This is a genomic window from Pseudoalteromonas sp. MMG010 (assembly GCF_018100905.1).
In the GTDB taxonomy this organism is placed as follows: domain Bacteria; phylum Pseudomonadota; class Gammaproteobacteria; order Enterobacterales; family Alteromonadaceae; genus Pseudoalteromonas.
On record NZ_JAGJEG010000002.1, the window covers coordinates 35444 to 57311 of the forward strand.

19 protein-coding genes are annotated in these 21868 nt (G+C 38.2%); 3 read left to right on the forward strand and 16 right to left on the reverse strand.

Translation table 11 applies throughout. The features are described 5' to 3' along the window. Positions 1–28: 28 nt before the first annotated feature. The 9 genes from fnr to ccoN form a co-directional block, all read right to left on the reverse strand. A complete protein-coding gene (fnr, locus tag J8L70_RS03125; RefSeq protein ID WP_211054025.1) occupies positions 29–766 on the reverse strand; it encodes a fumarate/nitrate reduction transcriptional regulator Fnr in 738 nt (245 codons plus the stop codon). Between the two features lie 10 nt (positions 767–776). Continuing rightward, positions 777–1451: a sulfite exporter TauE/SafE family protein gene (locus J8L70_RS03130; protein ID WP_211054026.1), complete on the reverse strand. Its 675-nt coding sequence runs from the start codon at positions 1449–1451 to the stop codon at positions 777–779. Continuing rightward, positions 1444–1611: a cbb3-type cytochrome oxidase assembly protein CcoS gene (ccoS, locus tag J8L70_RS03135; RefSeq protein ID WP_211054027.1), complete on the reverse strand. Its 168-nt coding sequence runs from the start codon at positions 1609–1611 to the stop codon at positions 1444–1446. Before ccoS ends, J8L70_RS03130 begins: the two co-directional genes overlap by 8 nt. After that, entirely contained in the window at positions 1608–3983 is a 2376-nt protein-coding gene (locus J8L70_RS03140) for a heavy metal translocating P-type ATPase (RefSeq protein ID WP_211054028.1), read from the reverse strand. Before J8L70_RS03140 ends, ccoS begins: the two co-directional genes overlap by 4 nt. A gap of 7 nt (positions 3984–3990) precedes the next feature. Beyond that, the gene (locus tag J8L70_RS03145; RefSeq protein ID WP_211054029.1) at positions 3991–4482 is read right to left on the reverse strand and encodes a FixH family protein; all 492 of its coding nucleotides are present in this window, start codon (positions 4480–4482) and stop codon (positions 3991–3993) included. A gap of 148 nt (positions 4483–4630) precedes the next feature. Then, positions 4631–5665 carry a c-type cytochrome gene (locus tag J8L70_RS03150; protein ID WP_211054030.1) on the reverse strand — a complete coding sequence of 345 codons (1035 nt, stop codon included), beginning with the start codon at positions 5663–5665 and terminating at the stop codon, positions 4631–4633. Then, complete coding sequence (locus tag J8L70_RS03155; protein ID WP_182701396.1) at positions 5662–5847, reverse strand: cbb3-type cytochrome c oxidase subunit 3; 186 nt, start codon at positions 5845–5847, stop codon at positions 5662–5664. The genes J8L70_RS03150 and J8L70_RS03155 overlap by 4 nt, the downstream gene beginning before the upstream one ends. Before the next feature lie 5 nt (positions 5848–5852). After that, positions 5853–6527, reverse strand: a complete 675-nt coding sequence (gene ccoO / locus J8L70_RS03160; protein WP_211054031.1) for a cytochrome-c oxidase, cbb3-type subunit II — start codon at positions 6525–6527, stop codon at positions 5853–5855. Positions 6528–6539: 12 nt separating this feature from the next. Further along, positions 6540–7973: a cytochrome-c oxidase, cbb3-type subunit I gene (gene ccoN / locus J8L70_RS03165; RefSeq protein ID WP_211054032.1), complete on the reverse strand. Its 1434-nt coding sequence runs from the start codon at positions 7971–7973 to the stop codon at positions 6540–6542. Positions 7974–8310: 337 nt separating this feature from the next. On the opposite strand from ccoN, the gene J8L70_RS03170 reads away from it, so the two are divergent. The 3 genes from J8L70_RS03170 (at position 8311) to J8L70_RS03180 (ending at position 13465) form a co-directional block, all read left to right on the forward strand. Next, the gene (locus tag J8L70_RS03170) at positions 8311–8739 is read left to right on the forward strand and encodes a hypothetical protein (RefSeq protein WP_247664673.1); all 429 of its coding nucleotides are present in this window, start codon (positions 8311–8313) and stop codon (positions 8737–8739) included. 680 nt (positions 8740–9419) lie between these two features. Further along, a complete protein-coding gene (locus J8L70_RS03175) occupies positions 9420–12002 on the forward strand; it encodes a TonB-dependent receptor (RefSeq protein WP_211054033.1) in 2583 nt (860 codons plus the stop codon). Between the two features lie 101 nt (positions 12003–12103). Next, entirely contained in the window at positions 12104–13465 is a 1362-nt protein-coding gene (locus J8L70_RS03180; RefSeq protein WP_211054034.1) for a hypothetical protein, read from the forward strand. Between the two features lie 48 nt (positions 13466–13513). Here the strand turns inward: J8L70_RS03180 and J8L70_RS03185 are convergent, their stop codons facing one another. The 7 genes from J8L70_RS03185 to J8L70_RS03215 form a co-directional block, all read right to left on the reverse strand. Then, positions 13514–13765, reverse strand: coding sequence for a DUF3862 domain-containing protein (locus tag J8L70_RS03185; RefSeq protein ID WP_211054035.1), 252 nt, complete (start codon positions 13763–13765; stop codon positions 13514–13516). 25 nt (positions 13766–13790) lie between these two features. Continuing rightward, the gene (locus tag J8L70_RS03190; RefSeq protein WP_211054036.1) at positions 13791–14630 is read right to left on the reverse strand and encodes a peptidoglycan binding protein CsiV; all 840 of its coding nucleotides are present in this window, start codon (positions 14628–14630) and stop codon (positions 13791–13793) included. Continuing rightward, the gene (gene mfd / locus J8L70_RS03195; protein WP_211054037.1) at positions 14630–18103 is read right to left on the reverse strand and encodes a transcription-repair coupling factor; all 3474 of its coding nucleotides are present in this window, start codon (positions 18101–18103) and stop codon (positions 14630–14632) included. The genes J8L70_RS03190 and mfd overlap by 1 nt, the downstream gene beginning before the upstream one ends. 38 nt (positions 18104–18141) lie before the next feature. Then, on the reverse strand, positions 18142–19035 hold the full coding sequence (locus tag J8L70_RS03200) for a carbon-nitrogen hydrolase (protein ID WP_211054038.1): 894 nt from the start codon (positions 19033–19035) through the stop codon (positions 18142–18144). Continuing rightward, positions 19035–20084 (reverse strand): agmatine deiminase family protein, encoded by a 1050-nt coding sequence (locus J8L70_RS03205; RefSeq protein WP_211054039.1) that lies wholly within the window; start codon positions 20082–20084, stop codon positions 19035–19037. Before J8L70_RS03205 ends, J8L70_RS03200 begins: the two co-directional genes overlap by 1 nt. 57 nt (positions 20085–20141) lie before the next feature. After that, positions 20142–20750, reverse strand: coding sequence for a PilZ domain-containing protein (locus J8L70_RS03210; protein WP_211054040.1), 609 nt, complete (start codon positions 20748–20750; stop codon positions 20142–20144). Between the two features lie 189 nt (positions 20751–20939). After that, entirely contained in the window at positions 20940–21704 is a 765-nt protein-coding gene (locus J8L70_RS03215) for a haloacid dehalogenase type II (protein WP_211054041.1), read from the reverse strand. Positions 21705–21868 lie beyond the last annotated feature (164 nt).

Sequence of the window (21868 nt, forward strand, 5' to 3'; positions counted from 1 at the left end):
GTAGTAGCAAACGTTTAATTGTTTTAAATCAACAAGACGGCTTAATTGCTGCTTTTTGCGCTAAAATATCAGCATCAAGTATCGTAATAAATTTAGCTTCAACTTTTATAAAGCCTTCTTTTTGAAAACGGCTCAATAAACGGCTAATTGTTTCTACTGTAAGGCCTAAATAATTACCAATTTCACCACGTGTCATGGTTAATCTAAATTCTTTGCGCGAAAAACCACGCTCACCAAAACGTTCAGATAAGTTAAAAATGAAACTCGCTACTCGCTCTTCGGCTGTTTTTTTATTGAGCGATAACAACATTTGCTGATCATAGTTAATTTCACTACTCATTAAACGCATAATTTGCTGGCGTAATTTAGGTAACCTTCCTGCTAATTCATCTAATGTATCAAAAGGTATTTCGCAAACCATCGCGGTTTCGAGCGCTTGCGAAAAGCTTTGATGTGCCATTTTATTAATCGCATCAAAACCAACTAAATCACCGGCTAAATGAAAGCCGGTAATTTGTTCTTCACCTTGCTCTGATAGGGTATAAGATTTAAACGAGCCAGAACGCACAGCATAAATAGCTGTCAGCGGCATCGCTGACTTAACCAGGTAATCGCCTTTATGGAGCGGTTTTTTACGCTCTATGATTTCGTCAAGCTTATCCATTTCTTGGCCATTTAATGAAAAAGGCAAGCAAAGTTGACTAATACTACAATTGTTACAACTAATTGCGCAGTTACTTTTAGCGCGGTTTTGAGAAAATTCCATACCTTTAAACCTATACTTGCAGCAATTTGTCAGTTGCTATTATTAATAAGTAAACACCATACCAAATTAAAATACTACCGAACACTATACGGGTACAAAAATGATTAATAAGCTTATTTAAACGTTGCGCCATTATGGCAACGGTGATCATTGCAGGAAATGTACCTAAAGCAAAAAATAACATGGTGATTGCGCCATCGATAGCGCTTGGACTGGTCATGGCCCATGTTAAAGCCGAATATACTAAGCCACACGGTAACCAACCCCATAATGCACCATACCCAACGGCTTTAAACGGCGAGTTAACGGGTAAAAAATAACTGTTTAATTTAACCAAGTGTTGCCAGATAAGCCATTTTCCAAATCTTTCAATCCATTGTAGGCTTGCCCCTAATCGTATTATATAAATGCCCATTAGTAAGATAAAGAACGCCGCTATAAAAGATAATGCGAGTGAAAAAAAATGGTTTTGTTTTGCAAATTCACTGCTTATTCCGGCCACTAAGGCGCCAGCTAACATATAGCTTAATGCCCGGCCGATGTTGTAACAAACTGAATATAAAATACTTTGCTTTTTATTAGCAGCCAATTGTAGGGAGCTTGCAATACCGCCGCACATAGCAACACAATGCCCGCTGCCGATTAGGCCCATAATAAATGCACTGGCATAAATAGATTCAATCATTACTGTTTTTATGTTGTTCTTTGTCATCTTCAAACAAAATACTATGACCTTGTTTGTTTAAATCAGAAAATTGTTCACTTTTAACTGCCCAAAAAAAGACCCCAATCGCAATGAGCACAAACAGAATCGCAATGGGGATTAACACATAAATAATACTCATAACTTTAATAACCTTAATGAATTACATATCACAATGATTGAGCTTGCAGACATCCCAATGACTGCCATCCAAGGCGCAACAAGTCCTAAAGCAGCTAAAGGTAATATTGAGCCATTGTACAATAACGACAGGGCTAAGTTTTGTTTTATAATACGTTGAGTTTGCTTAGCAACCTTTAATAAATGATCGATTGATGCTAAATCACTGTTAAGTAGCAGTACATCTGCGGCATTTTTAGAAATATCAGCGCCGGTTTCCATGGCAATAGATAAATGGGCGCTTGCAAATACAGGGCTGTCATTCACACCATCCCCAATCATAGCAACGATATGTTGTTGCGAGGCCCATTGCTCAACTGCACGTTGTTTATCTTGCGGTGAACAGGCGCTGCGCTGGCTATTTAATTGCAATTGTTTTGCTACTCGAGCTCCCGCATCAGAGGCATCACCGGTGAGCATATGGCAACTTAAATTTTGTTTTTGTAATGACGCAATTAAGTTAGCCGCATCAGGTTTGATATTATCTTTAAAATAAAAGCGGGCGATCAGTTGTTTATTTGCATATAAACTCGCTTGAGCATTTGATTTTTCACTGTCAAACCATCCACTTTTACCAATGGCATAATGTGTCCCTGCAATAAATGCACTAATGCCTTGTCCTGGGTGCACTTTTACATCATTTACTTGAGTTAATGAATCATCATATTTTAAAAATGCAGTGGCGATAGGGTGTTCAGAGTAACGCTCTAATTGCGCTGCGATAGTTAATACTTGCTCTTTGCTGTAGTCACTATGAATAACATCGACCGCATCTAAACTAAACTTACCTTGTGTTAATGTGCCCGTTTTATCAAAGGCAAAAAGGGTTAATTTAGGCAGAGTTTCAAGTACATGTGCTTGTTTAATTAAAATACCTTTTTGTGTGAGCGTTGCCACAGCACAGGTCAGCGCGGTTGGAATAGCTAAACTAAGTGCACAAGGGCAGGTGGCGACTAACACAGAGATGGTGATCCAAAATGCATGCTCTGGGTCTAGTTGATACCAGCCAATTGCAGTAAGAGAAGCAAAGATAAGTAATGCTGCAACGAACCACTGGGCAACTTTATCGGTGATTTCAACTAATTTAGGTCGCTTGGTTAAGGCATTATGTTGTAAACGTATAATTTGGTTTAATAACGTATTTTGACCAATTTTATTAATTTGTATTGTGATCACACCATCGTGATTAACACACCCAGCATAAACATTTTGACCAATATGTTTATTAACAGGTTGGTGTTCTCCTGTCATCATTGATTCATCGACCGTGGTATTTCCTGCGATCAGCTCGCCATCGGCTGGAATAGTTTCACCGGCTTTTATCAATACAATGTCATTAAGTTTTAGCTTTTTGGCAGCAATAATTTGCTCGACACCTTGCTCGTTAAGTGTACGAGCCGTAAGGGGTAATAATTTTTGCAAATTAGCGGTAAATTCACTCGCTTTTAACCGGGCTCTAAATTCAAGGTATTTACCTAATAAAAGCAAAAAGGTAAACATACATACAGACTCAAAATACACTTCACCGACTTGCATAAAGGTAGCGTAACAACTGGCACTATATGCACCAAAAATAGCCAGTGATACGGGTAGGTCCATATTTAGCTGCTTTGATTTCAAGCCATTGATTGCATTAGTTAAAAAGGGTAGTGCGCTGTAAAGTACAACCGGTGTAGCTAATGCTAAACTAATCCATCTAAAATATTGCTCAAAGTTACTTTCCATCCCTGAAAACATGCCAAAATACATAGCGAATGCAAACATCATGACTTGCATCGTCATCAACCCTGCAACACCAAGGCGGCGGATATATGCTTTAGCAACATGTTGTTTTTGTTGTGCTTCTATATCTGATTGGAAAGGGTAGGCTTTATAGCCAATTTGAGCGAGTGCGGTGATAATTTCACTTAATGGAGTTGTGTGTTTATCCCATTGGATCATTGCGCGATTAGTCGATGTGTTTACATCAACGCGTTTCACACTGTTTAAGCTCAGTAACTGTTTCTCGATAAGCCAAGCACACGCAGCACATGTAATACCTTCAACACTGAGTAATACTTCTGAAATGCCTTGGTTGGTGGCAATAAACTCATCTTGAATATCTTCGTTATCATAGCTTTTTATAAATTGCAGTTGCTCTGGGACCAACTGCTCAACTTTACCCGCAGTAACGGTGCGGTATTTATAATAATCGGTCATCCCTTGAGTAACAATGTTTTGCGCTACGGCCTGACAGCCAATACAACACATTGGCTGTGATACATCATCTATAATGACCGATTCGTTAAAGCCTTTAGGAATAGGCTCTAAGCAATGAAAACAGAGTTTACTCATTGATTGATTACTTATACTTAGGGGTAACAGCTACGACTTCGGTGGTTGGTAATAGTACATTTTCTTTTAGTTTCCAGCTTTGGTCGATGGGTTCAATAAAAACTGAATAAGCACCTGGCGTGTATGCATCTAATAAGGCTGTAAATTCTTGGTTAGCATTTTTAGTTAATGTCGCTGAAAAATCGTGAGCTTTAATCGTTCTATGATAAAACGAGACTTTTAAAGCGGTTACTTTAGTGCTATCACCTTTATTAAATTTAAAGCTAATGCGTTCGTCAGTGATGTTTAAATCACCGTGAAGGTAAAGTGCTTTGGCTTTTTCAAACTTACTTAGCTCTAAATTTATCGCTTTACCTTCTTTATAATAATCATCAATCACCATGTCTGGTCCATTACCAATCGCGGTAAAAATTAAAGTAACGCAGCCAATAATAGCGGCTAAAGGGAAGGCGATTAAAAACCAAGGCCAGAAGTTTTTATACCAAGGAGTAGGTTGCATAGTGACTCTAAAATTAGTTTTGATAAGTTATTTTATCGTAATTATGGTTAAAAAACTAAAAAAAAGCCTCCAAGAGGAGGCTTTTTTGATTTCGATTAATTAATTGATATAAATAAACTAATTTATAAACACCTAATTAACTAATCGCTTATTTATCTTGTGATAAATTGTAAACGTAGGTCGTTAATAAGTGAATTTTATCTTCACCTAAGATCTCTTTCCATGCTGGCATGACGCCTGCACGACCATGGTTTAGTGTTTCTTCAACCGCACGTTGTGAACCACCATATAACCAAATATTATCGGTTAAGTTAGGTGCACCAAATGGTAAGTTATGAGCAACAGATCCTTTACCATCAGCACCATGACACGCAGCACACATTGCAAATTTAGCAGCACCGGCTTTTGCATCTTTTTGATTAACTGTACGACCAGAAAGGCTTAATACATGAGCGGTCATTTCTTTAACGCCTTGTTCACCAAGGGCAGCGCCCCACGGTGGCATAGCGGCAACACGCCCATATAAAATAGTTTCTTTAATTTTGTCAGGTGTTCCGCCATATAACCAATCTTTGTCGGTTAAGTTAGGAAAACCAGTTCCACCACGCGCATCAGAGCTATGACATTGCGCACAGTTTTGCGCAAATAAACGCTGACCGATTTCTATTGCTAATTGGCCTTGTGTTTGCTCGTGCTTCTCATCGTTTTCTAAAGCGACTTTTTGTGCTGCATCCCCTGCATTTTTAGACTTAATAAGCTCTAAAACAGGTATTTTAGCCAATTCATTAAAAATTGGGCCAAAACGTTCTTCAGCAGCGCGGTACTCGACATCAAGTTGTACAAATTCACCATTTGCTTTAGCCTCTTCAACTGCCTTTTTAGATTCAGCTAAAGAAGTGATACCTTGATTAGAGCTCGTCCACTTACCTAGGCCTTCCCAGTTACCTAAACCTGGAAATGCTGCAAGGTAATAAACGGACCAAACAAATGTTGCAAAGAACATATAAGTCCACCATTTAGGTAGTGGATTATTTAGCTCTTCAATGCCATCAAATTCATGACCGCAGCTCTCACCTTCTTTTACGCCTGCATAGTTTTTAAGATTCCAAACTAATAAGCCAAAGATGATGCATAAACATGCAAGGGTTAAAACAATAACCCAAATACTCCAAAAGCTAGTCATTTTTCAGACTCCTTTTCCTCGTTAGAGAGTGTGTTGTTATGTTTTTTTTCATCTTCAAAAATGGCATTAGCGGCGCTATCAAAACGAGTTTTGCTACGCTTGCTGTATGCCCATACAACAATCACAATAAACAATACTAAAATTACCAGAGTTAAAATGCCTCTGTATGTTCCGTAATCCATAATAGTTACTTCAAGTGTGTGCCAAGCTGCTGTAAATAGGCGATAAGTGCTTGCATTTCTGTTGCACCTTTACCGTCATTCATTGCATTGACTTTGTCTATATCAGCTTGAAGTTCTGCATCGCTGCCATAACCTAATCCAGGATGTTTTGGATTTTCTGGGTTAATAGCAAATGTATCACGAAATATTTGCAGCTTTTTAAGCGTTAAACTGGTATCTACGGTTGTCTCTGCTAACCATGGAAAACCAGGCATATTTGACTCAGGAACCACATCACGTGGGTCAACTAAGTGCGCATAGTGCCAGTCATCTGAATAGCGTTTACCAACACGTGCTAAATCAGGACCTGTACGCTTAGAACCCCATTGGAATGGATGATCCCAAACAGATTCACCAGCGACAGAGTAGTGACCATAACGCTCAACTTCGTCACGAAATGGGCGAATCATTTGAGAGTGACAGTTGTAACAACCTTCACGCACGTAGATATCACGACCTTCCATTTCTAGCGCGTTAAGTGGGCGTAGACCATCAACAGGCTTGGTAGTGTCGTCTTGGAACATCAATGGAGTAATTTCTACTAATGCACCAAAACTGATAGCAAATACAGTTAGAATAGCCATAAGGCCAACATTCTTTTCTACTATCTCATGTTTATTTTGTGAATTTTTATTGCTCATTATCTCACTCCGTTATGCTAATTGTGCTTGTGCGTCTAACTTCAGTGATTCTTTTTCAGCTGAAATAGTACGTAAAACGTTATAAGCCATAACTAACATACCCGTTACAATAAACACACCACCTAAGAAGCGCATGATGTAAAACGGATGTGAAGCTTCTAAAGACTGAACAAAACTGTACATTAACGTACCGTCTTCATTCACTGCACGCCACATAAGACCTTGCATAACACCAGAGATCCACATAGCAACAATGTAAAGTACAACACCAACAGTATGTAACCAGAAATGGGTATTTACTAACTTAACGCTATACATACGACCTTGTGCAAATAATGCAGGGATAAGGTGGTAAATAGCACCAATAGAAATCATAGCAACCCAACCAAGCGCACCTGAGTGTACGTGGCCAACAGTCCAGTCTGTATAATGTGATAATGCATTTACAGATTTAATAGCCATCATCGGGCCTTCAAAGGTAGACATACCATAGAAAGATAATGAAACAACTAAGAAACGAAGAACTGGATCTGTGCGCAATTTATGCCATGCGCCAGAAAGGGTCATAATACCGTTAATCATCCCACCCCAAGACGGTACGAATAAGATAATTGACATCACCATGCCTAAGCTTTGCGTCCAATCTGGTAGCGCAGTGTAATGAAGGTGATGAGGACCAGCCCAAATGTATAATGAGATGAGCGCCCAAAAGTGAACTACCGATAAACGGTAAGAGTAAACAGGACGACCAGCTTGTTTTGGTACGAAGTAGTACATCATACCTAAGAAACCAGCTGTAAGTAGGAAACCTACGGCGTTGTGCCCATACCACCATTGAACCATTGCATCTACAGCACCGGCATAAATAGAATATGATTTAGTTAATGATACTGGTACTGCCATACTATTAACAATATGCAATGCAGCTACAGTAATAATAAAGCCAGCATAAAACCAGTTAGCTACATAAATATGCGATACTTTACGTTTAATAAGCGTACCAAAAAAGACAACTGCATAAACTATCCATACAACGGCAATTAAAATATCAATTGGCCACTCAAGTTCAGCATATTCTTTAGAGCTGGTAATACCAAGTGGTAATGTAATTACCGCAAGGACAATAACAAGCTGCCAACCCCAAAATGAAAAGGCGGCTAGTTTGTCTGAGAAAAGTCGCGTTTGACAAGTGCGTTGTACGACGTAATAAGACGTCGCAAATAAAGCACTTGTACCAAAGGCGAAAATAACTGCGTTCGTGTGTAACGGACGTAGTCGAGAGTAAGTTAACCATGGTGTATCAAAGTTAAGTGCTGGCCAAGCTAATTGGGCAGCAATCAGAACCCCAATACTCATGCCAACGATGCCCCAAATCACTGTCATAATAGCGAATTGGCGTACAACTTTATAATTGTACTCAGTTTGTGATGCTACTGTTTGGCTCATTTTCTGGCTTCCGCTGCAATAAATGCGTTTAGAAATGAATTACCCACTTTTAACAAGTGGGGCCTACTATTTTTCACAAGCGTGTTATCTAAAATCTTCAAAACTTGAATACTTCAGAAAACAAACTCGAGAAACCCTTATTTTTGCGATCGAAATGATAAATTTTTTGACCTAAAAAAGATAGTTCAAATACACAAATTTATGACATCAATCAAAGTTTGTGACTTTGTTGTATGTTTTTTGCTATGAAATGGTTATTTTTTTACCAACTTAGTCAGCAATACATTGTTTTTATTTTAGATGAAATTTAATATTTGCTTTTATTTACTGGAAATTAATGATGTTTTTTAAAAAACTAACTTGCTTAATCGCGTGTCTATATTTACTTAACGGCTGCGATGACATGGCAAGTTCAGATAACCGTGCTTTATTAAATGCACAATGCGCTGCTAACCAAAGCTGTCTTTTTTTAAATGAAGTGAAAATTTGGCTCAGCGATACCCAATTATCACCAGAAACACCTTTTAGTATTTTTATTGATTTACCCGCGCACTATAAAATTACGAATAGCCGGCTAGAGGGGATCACTATGTATATGGGCTATATTCCACAGCAATTTAAACAAAAGGGAGCATTTTGGCAAAGCGACACAATGGTTGGCGTGTGCGCACAAGAAAACATGTTGTGGAATTTAGAAGTCGAATTAATGCAAATCGACAATCAAACACAGCATACACTCGATTATTATTTTTACGTAAAACAGTAGTTAATATTGTTTTACGTAAAACAGTTTAAGCGATGCGAGGAGGATGTCCTATTTGTCTATTAATCACGTCTGGCTTTTTTGTCGTGCTAGCTTTATAAATGTAAATTGTTTAATAATTACACTGTTTGTATTGTGCGATATTTGTAAATAATAAGTGTATAAAATGTTTGTTTTTATCGCTTTATTATAACAAAGTATATTGCAAGAAATTATTTTTTGTTTTGTCACTAATATGTAGCTTTATTGTGTTTATATTTTAAAGTGCATCATTTCACGTTTAAGCTTTATTTCAGTCGTTAATAAAGTATAAATCTCGCTAAAGACCTTTTGTTATCTATAACCTACCATTCACTTCGTTAACAAATTAAATGCAACTTATTTTCAAGTGTAGAGTTGGATTACACTTCATTACAAATTGATTTCATTTAATTTCAAAGGTGAAATATTTGTTTTCAATAATTCATTAGCTGTTGAAAATTATCTGTATTATAAAATTAACATTTAAATGAGTTGTCGATGGTTTGTAACCAGTTAACGCAATAAATATTTTTTGATTTAATTGTATCCCCCCGTTCAGTTTCAATTCAGTTAAATGAGCCTAAGTTGCCTGCCATGACCCTAAAGCGAATAAATTAGGGCATAAAATTTTTACATTTTTTATAACAACCTAAGGTTTTCCCATGAATAAATCTTTAATAGGATTAGCTGTATTAGCAGCTATACCTGCATTCTCAAGTACCTCTGCCTTTGCAGCAGATGATGCTGTAAAAACGATTGAAAAAATTCAAGTAACAGGTTCACGTATTAAGCGTGCTGATATGGAAACTGCAAGCCCAGTTACCATTATTGGTGCTGACGATATTGCAGCATCAGGTGCGGTTTCAATTGATTCGGTATTACAAAAAATGACTGCGACCGGGGGGGCAATGACAAACCCGGGTATTAACAATGGCTCTGGTGGTAACGCATCGGTTGATCTACGTGGTTTAGGCTCACAACGTACTTTAGTTCTTTTAAATGGCCGTCGTATGATCAACTCAGGTACAGGCGCTGCTTCTACCGTTGATTTAAATACCATTCCAGTATCAATGATAAAACATATTGAAGTGTTAAAAGATGGTGCATCTGCTGTATATGGCACCGATGCGGTTTCTGGTGTGGTTAATATTATTTTAAAAGATGATTTTGAAGGTTTAGATTTAAATCTAAAATCAGGGATCACGACGGAAGGTGATGCCGATGAAACATCTTTTGATATTACTATGGGCGGAAACTTTGGTCGTGGTAATGTTGTTATTGGATTGCAATACACCGATCGTGGTGATGCTTCTCAAGCAGACCGTAGTTTCTCTGATTGTCCATTAACGGAAGATTATGATGGTTCTGCACCATATTGTGCGGGTTCATCATATACGCCAAATGGCCATGTTTGGTCTGGTGATGAGTCATTACAAGGCCAAGCTGATGGTCAGTGGCATGACTTTACTTCTGATGATGCCTATAATTATTCATCAGAAAGCTACCTGTATACGCCAATGCGTCGTTTAAACCTAACAGGAATTGGTAGCTTTGATTTAACTGATGATACGCAGTTATATTCAGAATTTACCTACTCTAAACGTTGGTCAGAACAGCAGTTAGCTGCGCAACCAGTTTGGTTCGACTTTGATTATACACAAGAAATGGGTGATTCATTACTAAGTCATGGTATCGACTACGGTGACTCTATTTCATATGGCCGCCGTATGGTTGACACAGGTACTCGTAATTCAACACAAGTTGTTGATACTGTTCGTTCTGTTGTAGGGGCTTCAGGCTACTTAGAAAGCGGTTATGATTGGGACGTTTCGGTTATTTTTGGCCGTAACGATTCAGTTGACCGCTTAACTAATTTACATAACATTGGCTCGATTCAAGATGACATAGAAGCGGGAAATTTCAACCCACTTGACCAATCAGCATGGACTTCAGAAAACCTAAATGAATACCTATATACTGAGCAAAACTCAGGTGGTAGCCAATTACTGATGTATACCGCATCACTTAGTGGTGAAGTAATGGAATTACCAGCGGGTTATATTGGTTTTGCAGCCGGTGTTGAACACCGTGAAGAGAAAGCATGGTATATACCTGATTCACTCACCTCACAGGGTTTAGCGAATGATCCAATTGTAGATGCAACCAGTGGTCGTTTTGATGTTAATGAAGCGTACTTAGAGCTGGCTATTCCATTATTAGCCGATACTTATTTAGCACAAAGTGTAGAATTAAGTACAGCGATCCGTGCCTTCGATTACAGCACATTTGGTTCTGATGAAACTTGGAAATTAGGTTTAACATGGCGTGTAAACGATGAAGTAATGCTTCGTGGTGTTCGTTCTACCGCATTTCGTGCGCCAACAGTGGCTGAGCTGTACTCTGGTGATTCGCCGTCTTATGAAACAATTAGCTTCACGGGCGCTCAAGATCAAGCTGAAGTAACCGTTGGTGGTAACGATCAGCTTACTCCAGAGCTTGCTGATACTGTTACTTTAGGCGTAGTGTATGAGCCGCAGTGGTTTGAAGGCTTCTCAATGACACTAGATTACTACGACATTGAAATTGAAAATGCCATTGCTACAGTAAACAACCAATACATAGTTGATAACTGTCTTGCAGCCGATGGCTCATTAGCAAATCAAAGTTCTTCACTATGTAGTTCAGCAGACATTTCGTTTGATCAAACAACTGGACGTATCGCTTTTAACAACCAAGTACAAAATATTGGTTTTGAGAAAACGAAAGGCTATGATTTAAACTTAAGCTATAAGTTTGATGCTGCAGGTCTGGCGTGGAACTCATCATTAGATGTAACCTACCTAGATGAATATGTTGTTGATGTTGTTGACTCAAGCATTGATTATGCTGGTTTAATCACTTCGGGTATTGGTAGTTATGCTGATGTTAAAGCAAACTTCGCTCTAGCGGTTATCGGTGATGACTGGACAGCTAGCTATAAAGCGCGCTACATTGCAGGCTTAGATAGCTATAGCTGTTTAGGTGATGAAGCTTCATGTTACGCGCCATCAACACCTACTGTGATTTACCACGATGTAAGCGGTAGTTACATGTTAAATGACATTGTTACTTTAAATGCAGGTGTCACTAACTTGTTTGATAAGCAACCACCTTATTACAGTGGTTATAATGATTCAAACACCGATGCTTATACTTACGATGTTATTGGTCGTCGTGTATTTGCGGGTGTAAACGTTAAGTTCTAATTTTAGAATAATTTAAACAAGGCTCAGTTTTACTGGGCCTTTTTTATTGAACAAAATTACAGGGATAGGTACACTTATGATTTGAGAAAAAGGAGAGTTGGTTGTTAAAACAAGACGAAAATTTATCTTTTGTCATTGAACCTGAATTATCGCCGCGCGCCGATCAGCGTATTGACCTGTACTTTTCTATTCCTAATGAAATGGGAATAAACGCGCAAACCCTTCCTGAAGAATCGTATTTTAATAATAATTTTAAATCTAATTTAGCATATAACGCCAATAACATTCACTTACCTTTAGTACGAAGTCGTTTTGTGAGTAAAAATAAAGGCGAACAAAAAGATTACCGACAAAACCTTAATTTATATTGTTATCAAGTACGGTTAGCGCTTGATGCAGATATAAAAGACACATTAAAAATAAAAGAAGTCGATATATTCTTTACGCATTCATTAGAGTTATTAGAGCAAACTGAGGGCTTATTAAAGAAGCTACGCCGCTATACACCGGATGATAAAAAACTCATTCCCTTTTACACAAATGCAGATAATTACCTTAGTTGGCATATAGAGCAGTCATTTTTAAAATTATTAGATGAAGGCCCAAGAAGTAGTGATTATGCTAAAGAAAGGAACGAATTATTACAGTTCTGCAAAGAAGAAAATTCATACCGCAGTAATCAAAACTATAACTCAGAAACCACTTTACAAGATGCCAATCGAATCACTAATAAAATGCGTCTTTTGCAGCGACTCATTGAACACGGTGTGATTTTACAGCGCAGTACACGACACTTAAATAGTTATTTAAAACGGATAGTCAAAGGAACCGTCACTGCGGTGATTATGGCATTTGTAATGGTGGTTATTTTAAATGCTCGCTCTTCATTTACAGAGATAACGGCTACATTAATTCTGATTTTAGGGGTGGTGTATGGATTACGAGAAATATTTAAAGATGATCTGACCCGGGTTATTTGGCGGGCAATTGTAAAAGGGCGCCCTAAATGGCGATTTATATTTAAAAACAATATCACGAAAGAGCGCATTGCTAATCAATTTATTTGGTTAGAGTATATAAAGTTAGATGATATTCCTAAACCGGTTAGAAGTATTTTTTCAAAGCGTCGGCAACAAAATAAATTAGCCTCGCAATGGTTACATTTTGCCAGTGAAACACGCGTGAGCGCGAAAGAATTTTTACCTGGATACGATACCCTTTATCAAACATTGCATTTTAATTTAGCCCCCTTTGTACGTTATTTAAAAAAAGGTGAGGGGAAGTTATACCATTTAGAAGGGAATAAAATATCAAAGCAAGGGGTAGAGCGCCGATACCAAATTAATATGGTACTGGTACATGCTAAAGAAAATAGCACCTTACATCAGCGTTATAAAATCACATTAAATCGTAGTAAAATTGTAAATATTGAGCTAATTTACTCTAAAGAGAGTGATGTATAGATAGTAAATAAAGCATTGAAATCAAAATTGCTTTCAATGCATTGTTTATTATTTTGTTAAGCCATTTTGGCTATAAAGTGTCACTCTATCTGAAACTAAGGTGATCTCTACGTTTTTATCTTCATTACCCCAAACACAACTTGTGTGTAAGGTTTTTTCGATACATTCATCAGCCGAACCTAAAATGGTTTCAACTTCGGACATTTTCATACCGGGACTAATTTTATCATAGTTCTCTAGCGTTACTTTTGAACATGCTGTAAGTGTTAATAGTGCTGCGACCATCACTAATTTTTTCATTTTAAAATCCTGTGTATTGTCATTATTAATGTTTAAACTTTCTAATTTGTACAATCATGCCCATACGAGGGTGATCAAAATAGTGTATTTGTGAACTAATAACACGCTTAAATTGAGAAAAACGAGCAAGTTCAATATCACCATTGTCTAAAGGTTGCTTGATATCAAAGTTTGCCGTTATGTATAAATAATGGCGTAAATGGATCTTAAAAAGACCATCAAGCTCCCAATTAGGGGCCGTGTCATTATCTCTGTCTTCATTATCACTGTGAGCGTTAATTAAGCTAATATAATCAGTGTTATATTTATCATCTTGGGGGAAACTAGCTGCTTGAAGTGTTTCTAGCTGCTTACCTGCATATAAATGTATACTCGGTGCACGGCTTTTACTTTGCCCTTCAAAACGCCAACCCGTGTGAAGCAAAGGTGTTAAACCTTTACGATCGAGGGAGCGCTTTTGTGCAACAAACTGTAACTGTTCTGGAGCGAGTAAATAGGGCTTATCCATTGAATCTAATGCCGGCGCTAAGGGCAATACGGGTAACTGACTAAAGCCTTGTACCGGTTCTAAGTTACTGTTACATAAGCTATCTGTATGATTAGGGAAAATAGCGGATTGCTGTTTTTTTATAAAGTTACTATCCCCATTAATACAGGCTTGCATTGCTTGTTCGTTAAATATTGGGGTGAGTAAATCGAGAGTGTTTTTATCACTTATTGCCTCATGCTTTAGTGTAAAGTCTTCTTGTAAATACGGCGCTGGTCGTTGTTTGAATATTAACACTTCAACTTCAAACCAACGCTCAGCAAATACACTATTGCTGGCAACTAAACACATTATTAAACATACATTTCTTAGCAACATTAATGGCTAACCTTTTTTTCGAAATCTGCAATCATTGCAGTGACCATTTTTAAGCGTTCACGAGCATTAGGCTCGTTAATTGCAAAGCGCAATTTATTTGCACCATCCATTTTATACACGCTAGGTGCACTTTGTATCAAGCCTATAATGAAGCTAGGATTAACCTTGGTATTTTGGCTAAATTCAAAATAGCCGCCTTTTGGATTCGCTTCAATCTTTTTAATGCCTAATTCACTGGCGCGAATTTTAAGTTGCTGCAAACTAAATAAGTTTTTAGTGGCATCAGGTAATAATCCAAAGCGATCAATAAGCTCAACTTGCAATTCGTCCATATCGGCTACACTAGCACAACTTGCAACCCGCTTATACATGCCTAATCGGGCATTTACATCGTATATGTAGTCATCAGGGAGTAATGCAGGTAACTTTAAATCGACTTCAGTTTGTTGTTGTAAAAGGTTTTCAAGCGTGGGCTCTTTGCCATTTTTTAATGCATTGACTGCTTGTTCTAGCATTTCCATATACAAGGTAAAACCAATACTTTGCATTTGTCCTGATTGATCATCACCAAGTAGCTCACCCGCACCGCGTATTTCTAAATCATGTGTTGCTAGGGCAAAACCGGCACCTAAATCTTCTAGGGATTCAATTGCTTGTAATCGTTTAACCGAATCTTTTGAAAGCGCTTTGGGATTTCCTGTTAATAAATAAGCATAAGCTTGATGATGACTACGTCCAACTCGTCCGCGTAACTGATGCAACTGTGCTAGACCCAGTTTATCGGCACGATCCATTATAATGGTATTAGCGGTAGGTACATCAATACCTGTTTCAATAATAGTGGTACACACTAATACATTATATTTTTGGTGATAAAAATCACTCATAATATGTTCAAGAGTTTGTTCGCGCATTTGGCCATGTGCTGTTGTGACACTGGCTTCTGGCACCCATTCACTAATTTCTTGAGCAACACGTTCGATGGTTTCTACATTGTTATGTAAAAAGTATACTTGTCCACCACGTTTAATTTCTCTCAGTACCGCTTCTCTAATTAAGTCACTATCGCGTTGACGAACAAATGTTTTAACCGCTAAACGCTTTGCCGGGGCCGTGGCGATAATTGATAAATCTCGCATACCACTCATAGCCATATTTAAGGTACGAGGTATCGGGGTGGCTGTAAGCGTTAGAATATCGACATCGGCACGAAGCGCTTTTATTTTTTCTTTTTGACGAACTCCAAAGCGGTGCTCTTCATCAACAATTAATAAACCTAAATCATGAAAGTTAATATCAGCTTGAATCAGTTTATGCGTACCAATGACAATATCAAGCTTGCCATTGGCCATTTTTTCTAATGTTTCTTTTTGTTCTTTAGTTGAATTAAATCGAGAAAGCACACCAACTTCAATAGGAAAGTCGGCAAATCGGTCTTTAAAGTTTTCAAAGTGTTGTTGAGCTAATAGGGTGGTTGGCACTAATACTGCGACTTGTTTATTATCATTCACTGCAACAAACGCTGCGCGCATGGCTACTTCAGTTTTACCAAAGCCAACATCACCACACACTAATCTATCCATGGCTAGTTTTGATTGCATATCGCCGAGCACTGACTCGATTGCATTTCTTTGATCGTCCGTTTCTTCAAATGGGAAACTGTCGCTAAACTGTCTATATGACGCGCCATCTAAAGCAAATTTATTACCCGGTTTTGCTTGGCGCTGGGCATAAATATCTAAAAGTTCGGCAGCGACATCTCGTACTTTTTCAGCCGCTCGTTTTTTAGCTTTATCCCATGCATCTGAGCCTAATTTATGCAGTGGTGCGGTTTCTTCTTGTCCACCAGAGTAACGGCTCAACATATGCAACCCCGATACAGGGACATATAATTTAGCTTCGCCCGCATAGGTAATTGTAACAAACTCAGTTACAACACCTGCTGCATCAATAGTCTGTAAACCTTGATAACGACCAACACCGTGATCAAGATGGACAATTGGCTGACCTTCTTTAAGCTCTGCTAAATTACGAATTAATGCATCTTGGCTCGCTTCGTATTTATGTTTTCGGCGCCGACGCTGAGATACTTTTATCCCTAACAATTCTTGCTCGGTAATAATGCTCAGGCTTGGTTTAGTCCCTATAACAACACTTTGTTCAAGAGGGCTGACAATCAGGCCAACATCGTTACTGCTTTGTAAAAACAGTTCTAAAGAATCAAATTCTTTTAATTTTAACCCACTTGGTTTAATCACATTTAACAGCGATTCGCGTCGTCCATCAGACTCTACACTTAATACTATGCGGCTTTTTTTCTTTTTTATCTCACTGACATACTTTATAAAGTCGCCATAGGGTTCATGCTGTTTATGATCAATTCTTATAGGGGGTAATTCGCTTACGGCTAAATTTTTATTCCCTGCTTTTGTTGCCAGTTTTGCCTGAGATAATCGAATACGTGAAAAGTTAGCTAAGTTTCCAAATAGCTCATTAATTGGTTGATAAAGCTCATTGGGTGCAAGCAGAGGGCGTAGAGGATCTACACGGCGATTTTCATATCGGACATTAACATCGTGCCAAAAGTTATCTGCTGCGTGCTCTAAATCGCCCAGCTGCATGACGGTTGTAGAGGGAGGTAAATAATCAAAAATATTAGCCAACTGGTCAAAAAACAATGGCATGTAATATTCAATACCAGCAGGCCAGGTCCCTTTAGTGACTTGCATATAAACTGAGTCTTGCTCTGAACTGGCACCAAATTTTTCGCGATAATTTATTCTAAATCGCTCAATATCGGCATCATTAGTGGGAAACTCATGAGCAGGAAGTAACTCTATTTTATCTACTTTTTCGTCAGAGCGTTGGCTTTCAACATCAAATAATCGAATGCTATCTAGCTCGTCATCAAAAAAATCAAGACGAAATGGGTGAGGGCTACCCATAGGGTATAAATCAACAATTGAGCCGCGAATAGCGTATTCACCGTGCTCCATAACTTGCTGAACGTTTAAATAACCCGCTTGTTCTAGATTTTGCCTAAGTAAATGGCTATCTAACTTATCGCCTACTTTAAAATTTAAAGTAGAGCCGTAAATAAATGAGGCCGGAGCTGTACGCAGCATTAAAGTAGATACAGGGACAATTAATACACTACGTTGTTCATTTTTTAGGGTATTTAATGTGGCTAACCGTGCCGAAATGATATCTTGATGTGGCGAGAAATGGTCATAAGGTAAAGTCTCCCAATCAGGGAATACCATCACAGGATGATCGGGCAATAAATAATCAAGTTCTGTTTCTAGGCGCAAGGCACTGGGTGTGTCGGGTGTTACAATCAACACCAGATCATCGTGTTGCTTAACTCCTTGGGCAATTGCCAAACTAAGGCCACTGCCAGTTAATTGCCCCCATTGAATTTTATCTTTTTGAGATTTTACCCAAGGCAGGGCTGCCAGTTGCTCAAACGCCATTTAATACTCCACAGTTCATTCGCTTATTAGCGCAATAATTAGTCACGGTAAATTTTTGTTAAATCTTGATATTGGTCAATTCTACGGTCTCGTAAAAATGGCCATATACGTCTTACGTTTTCTGAGCGAGATTGATCAATATTTACTGTTAAAACCTGTTCTTTATCATTTGTTGCCTCGGCTAATAGCTCACCTTGAGGACCTGCAATAAATGAATTGCCCCAAAAGGTAATCCCCGCACTATGCCCACTTGGGTCATTCTCATGCCCTACACGGTTACAGCTAATAACAGGTACACCATTAGCGACGGCGTGAGCACGTTGAGAAATAACCCATGCATCTTTTTGTCGGGTTTGCTCAGCGTCATCATCACGTGGATCCCAGCCAATCGCGGTTGGGTAAATTAATACTTCAGCCCCTGCCATTGCCATAAGCCTAGCCGCTTCAGGAAACCATTGATCCCAACATACTAATACCCCTAATTTACCTACCGAGGTTTGAATAGGCTCAAAACCTAAATCCCCTGGGGTGAAGTAAAATTTTTCGTAAAAACCAGGATCATCAGGAATATGCATTTTACGGTATTTACCCGCAATGCTGCCATCTTGCTCAAGCACGACTGCGGTATTGTGGTACAAACCCGCAGCTCGTTTTTCAAATAAAGAAGCAACAATCACCACACCTAACTCTTTTGCTAAGGTCGCTAATGTATTACTTGTGGGTCCTGGGATAGTTTCTGCTAAGTCAAACGTATTAACATCTTCGGTTTGACAAAAATATAAGCTGCGGTGTAATTCTTGTAAGACAATGAGTTTTGCACCTTGCTCGGCTGCTTTTTTTATACCCGCTATTGAGGCTGATAAGTTTTTCTCGTTGTCGCAGCTATTACTTTGTTGTACTAATGCAACCGTTAACGTCGAAGGGGATGTCATTACTGTGCTCCTGCTAGAAAGCCGTTGGGCAATTGCATGGTGATACAGTGCAAGCTGCCAAATTGTTCAATAATTGCTAAACAGTTAACTGCAATTATTTTATGTTCAGGGTATGCCTTTTGAATTTGTTGTACTGCAAGTTCATCGTTGTCATCATCATAAGTGGGTACTAATACCACATTATTAATAATTAAATAGTTAGCATAGGTAGCTGGTAAACGATTATTTTCACTATCAAAAACCGCTTTAGGCCACGGCAGTGCAATTAATTGATAAGGCTCATTTTGCAGTGTGGTAAAATGTTTTAGCTGGTTTTCCATGGCCGTTAAGGCTTGGTAATGTTCATCTTCTGGCTCGTCGCACTGCACATAGACAAGTGTATTGTTAGGAGCAAAACGAACCAAAGTATCAATGTGGCTATCTGTGTCATCGCCGGCTAAAAAGCCATGGTCAACCCATAAAAAACCGCTTGCGCCTAGGTGTTCAGTTAAATAGTTTTCTATATCTTTTTGGCTTAAGTGCGGGTTTCGATTCGGATTGAGCAAACATTCACGGGTGGTAAGTAACACGCCATGCTCATTAATTTCAATACCACCGCCTTCAAGTACCACACTATGTTGTTGATACTGTGCGCGGGTGCATAGTGATGTAACCAATTGACTATTTATTTTATTGTCTAACTCGCTGGCAAATTTATTACCCCAGCCGTTAAACGTAAAATCATGAATTTTTAAAGAGGTGGGGTTATTTATATCACCACAACTAAGTGGGCCGTGGTCGCGTGCCCAGGTATCATTAGTTGGTGTTATAACAAAATGTACCTTCTCTAAATTAATATTGGCATTTTGTAAACGATTTTGAATATGGGCTTTAAGGTTGATATCGTGAGCTACAATGATTAATTGTTGCTGGGCAACAATATGCGTAGCAAGTTGCAGATATACAGGTTCAACACGTGCTAAATTATCAGCCCAGTCAGTCTCTTTATGTGGCCAAGTTAGCATGACAGCATCTTGCTTAGCCCATTCTGGTAAAAGTCTAAAGTTCATGAAATTAATATAAAAATTGAAGTGTCGCTAGTTTAGCATTTTAGGCTCAGATGTCAGCTATTTCTCACTATCAGAATCGTTTTTACTTTGCTCTAATTGTTGTCTCTTTTTTAATTGCCTAGTTTGAGCATGTAAACTTGCTCTAACAACTAATTCTTGATCAGTATCTCGAATGGCTGTAAATAATAAAGTGTACTGATAATGCTCATCAGCGTGCTTTTCGATTGCAACGACTTGGGTATAACAATAAACGGCCGAAGCTTCATGATGTAGAAATAATTTGGTTTTAAATGCTTGGCCCATATCGTAGATAGAGGTTGTTGTAAAACGTAATCCACCACCACCATAACTGTCACACTGATTAACACTATCGTTAGCTTGTTCTGATGCCAAAATATGGCTCATAATCAAATCAATTTTTCTCGATTGAACTTGTAAAAAAGCAGCCAGCTCTTGTGCCATATCACCTAACCCACGAAGAGGGCGTAAAGAACTTTGCTCTAATTCGCTTACTTCGTTAGCAAGTTTAAATAAAGGTGGGATGTCATCTTCTAAATCGATTTGTGTTTTTGGGATCTGAGCGTTATCAACGGCAAATAAATTAACTTGTATTTTTTCGTCAATTTGAAAATATTGTTCAAACTCACTTATTTTTTCATTGTTCATTTATTTGTTCCAGTATAGTTAAACCTAAATCATTATATTAGCTAGGTAGTTACTAAATAGCTAGGTTTGATAGTATTTTAAAAATGTGAGAGCGTGTTGTTTATAATGAATTTTTTACTAAACGCAAAGAAAAAAGCGGCAAATATCATCCTGATATTTACCGCTTGGGTATTGATTTGTTTTAATGTACTACTTAAGTAGAGCGACCAATTCAGATAAATCTTTCACGATGTGATCAGGTTTTTTTGCTAATGGGTAAAGTGTTTTACCCGGGCGTGCAATAAATGTGGTTTGTAACCCGGCCTCTTTAGCACCTGCAACATCCCAACCATGTGCAGCCACCATCATGGCTTGATTTGGCTCAATGTTTAATTTTTTTATTACCCATTCATATGCACGAAGATCGGGTTTATAGATTTTAATATCTTCTATGCTATAGCGCGCATCAAAAAATGACATTAAACCTGCGTTTTCAAATTGTGTTTTAACACCATTATTTGACGAGTTAGTTAGGCTGACAAGTTTATACCCCATTGCTTTTAACTGAGTTAGGCCTGCTTTTACATCAGCATGAGGCGGTAAAGATAATAGAGGTGTAACAATGGCTGTTTTAGCTTGTTCGTTAGTAATCGCAATATTATTATTTTTAGCTACCATAGATAACGCAGCTACGCCTATTTGGCCAAAATCATGATAACTACCGCTCACAGTATCAACTAAAGAATGATGCAACATGGTTGAGAACCATAAAGGTAATAAATCTTCGCGGCCACCCAATGCTTTACCCACTGATTCACGCATAGAGGTTAAATCAAGGAGTGTTTCATTTACGTCAAAAATAAGTACTTTAGGTTTTTCACTATGCTGATGACCCTCATGGGCCTGTGAAATGCTCGGTACTATGCTCAATACCAGTGACAATGAAATAACTTTCAAAGATGAAATTAATGACATAAAGACTCCTATAAGAATCGTTTTATAAAGTAAATAATCACGGTGAAATTAACTAATAATGTAATTTTTAGTGCCGCAATATTATTCAAAAATAATAGTGATTCTCATTATATTGTTTTATTTAATTAAATAAAGGTTGCAAAACCGAAAGCTAGGTTCGAAAA

Bases quoted from the DNA above. Each gene is read 5' to 3' on its own strand.
- fnr (WP_211054025.1), bottom strand. From the start codon at position 766: ATGGAATTTTCTCAAAACCGCGCTAAAAGTAACTGCGCAATTAGTTGT.
- J8L70_RS03130 (WP_211054026.1), bottom strand. From the start codon at position 1,451: ATGATTGAATCTATTTATGCCAGTGCATTTATTATGGGCCTAATCGGC.
- ccoS (WP_211054027.1), bottom strand. From the start codon at position 1,611: ATGAGTATTATTTATGTGTTAATCCCCATTGCGATTCTGTTTGTGCTC.
- J8L70_RS03140 (WP_211054028.1), bottom strand. From the start codon at position 3,983: ATGAGTAAACTCTGTTTTCATTGCTTAGAGCCTATTCCTAAAGGCTTT.
- J8L70_RS03145 (WP_211054029.1), bottom strand. From the start codon at position 4,482: ATGCAACCTACTCCTTGGTATAAAAACTTCTGGCCTTGGTTTTTAATC.
- J8L70_RS03150 (WP_211054030.1), bottom strand. From the start codon at position 5,665: ATGACTAGCTTTTGGAGTATTTGGGTTATTGTTTTAACCCTTGCATGT.
- J8L70_RS03155 (WP_182701396.1), bottom strand. From the start codon at position 5,847: ATGGATTACGGAACATACAGAGGCATTTTAACTCTGGTAATTTTAGTA.
- ccoO (WP_211054031.1), bottom strand. From the start codon at position 6,527: ATGAGCAATAAAAATTCACAAAATAAACATGAGATAGTAGAAAAGAAT.
- ccoN (WP_211054032.1), bottom strand. From the start codon at position 7,973: ATGAGCCAAACAGTAGCATCACAAACTGAGTACAATTATAAAGTTGTA.
- J8L70_RS03170 (WP_247664673.1), top strand. From the start codon at position 8,311: ATGATGTTTTTTAAAAAACTAACTTGCTTAATCGCGTGTCTATATTTA.
- J8L70_RS03175 (WP_211054033.1), top strand. From the start codon at position 9,420: ATGAATAAATCTTTAATAGGATTAGCTGTATTAGCAGCTATACCTGCA.
- J8L70_RS03185 (WP_211054035.1), bottom strand. From the start codon at position 13,765: ATGAAAAAATTAGTGATGGTCGCAGCACTATTAACACTTACAGCATGT.
- J8L70_RS03190 (WP_211054036.1), bottom strand. From the start codon at position 14,630: ATGTTGCTAAGAAATGTATGTTTAATAATGTGTTTAGTTGCCAGCAAT.
- mfd (WP_211054037.1), bottom strand. From the start codon at position 18,103: ATGGCGTTTGAGCAACTGGCAGCCCTGCCTTGGGTAAAATCTCAAAAA.
- J8L70_RS03200 (WP_211054038.1), bottom strand. From the start codon at position 19,035: ATGACATCCCCTTCGACGTTAACGGTTGCATTAGTACAACAAAGTAAT.
- J8L70_RS03205 (WP_211054039.1), bottom strand. From the start codon at position 20,084: ATGAACTTTAGACTTTTACCAGAATGGGCTAAGCAAGATGCTGTCATG.
- J8L70_RS03210 (WP_211054040.1), bottom strand. From the start codon at position 20,750: ATGAACAATGAAAAAATAAGTGAGTTTGAACAATATTTTCAAATTGAC.
- J8L70_RS03215 (WP_211054041.1), bottom strand. From the start codon at position 21,704: ATGTCATTAATTTCATCTTTGAAAGTTATTTCATTGTCACTGGTATTG.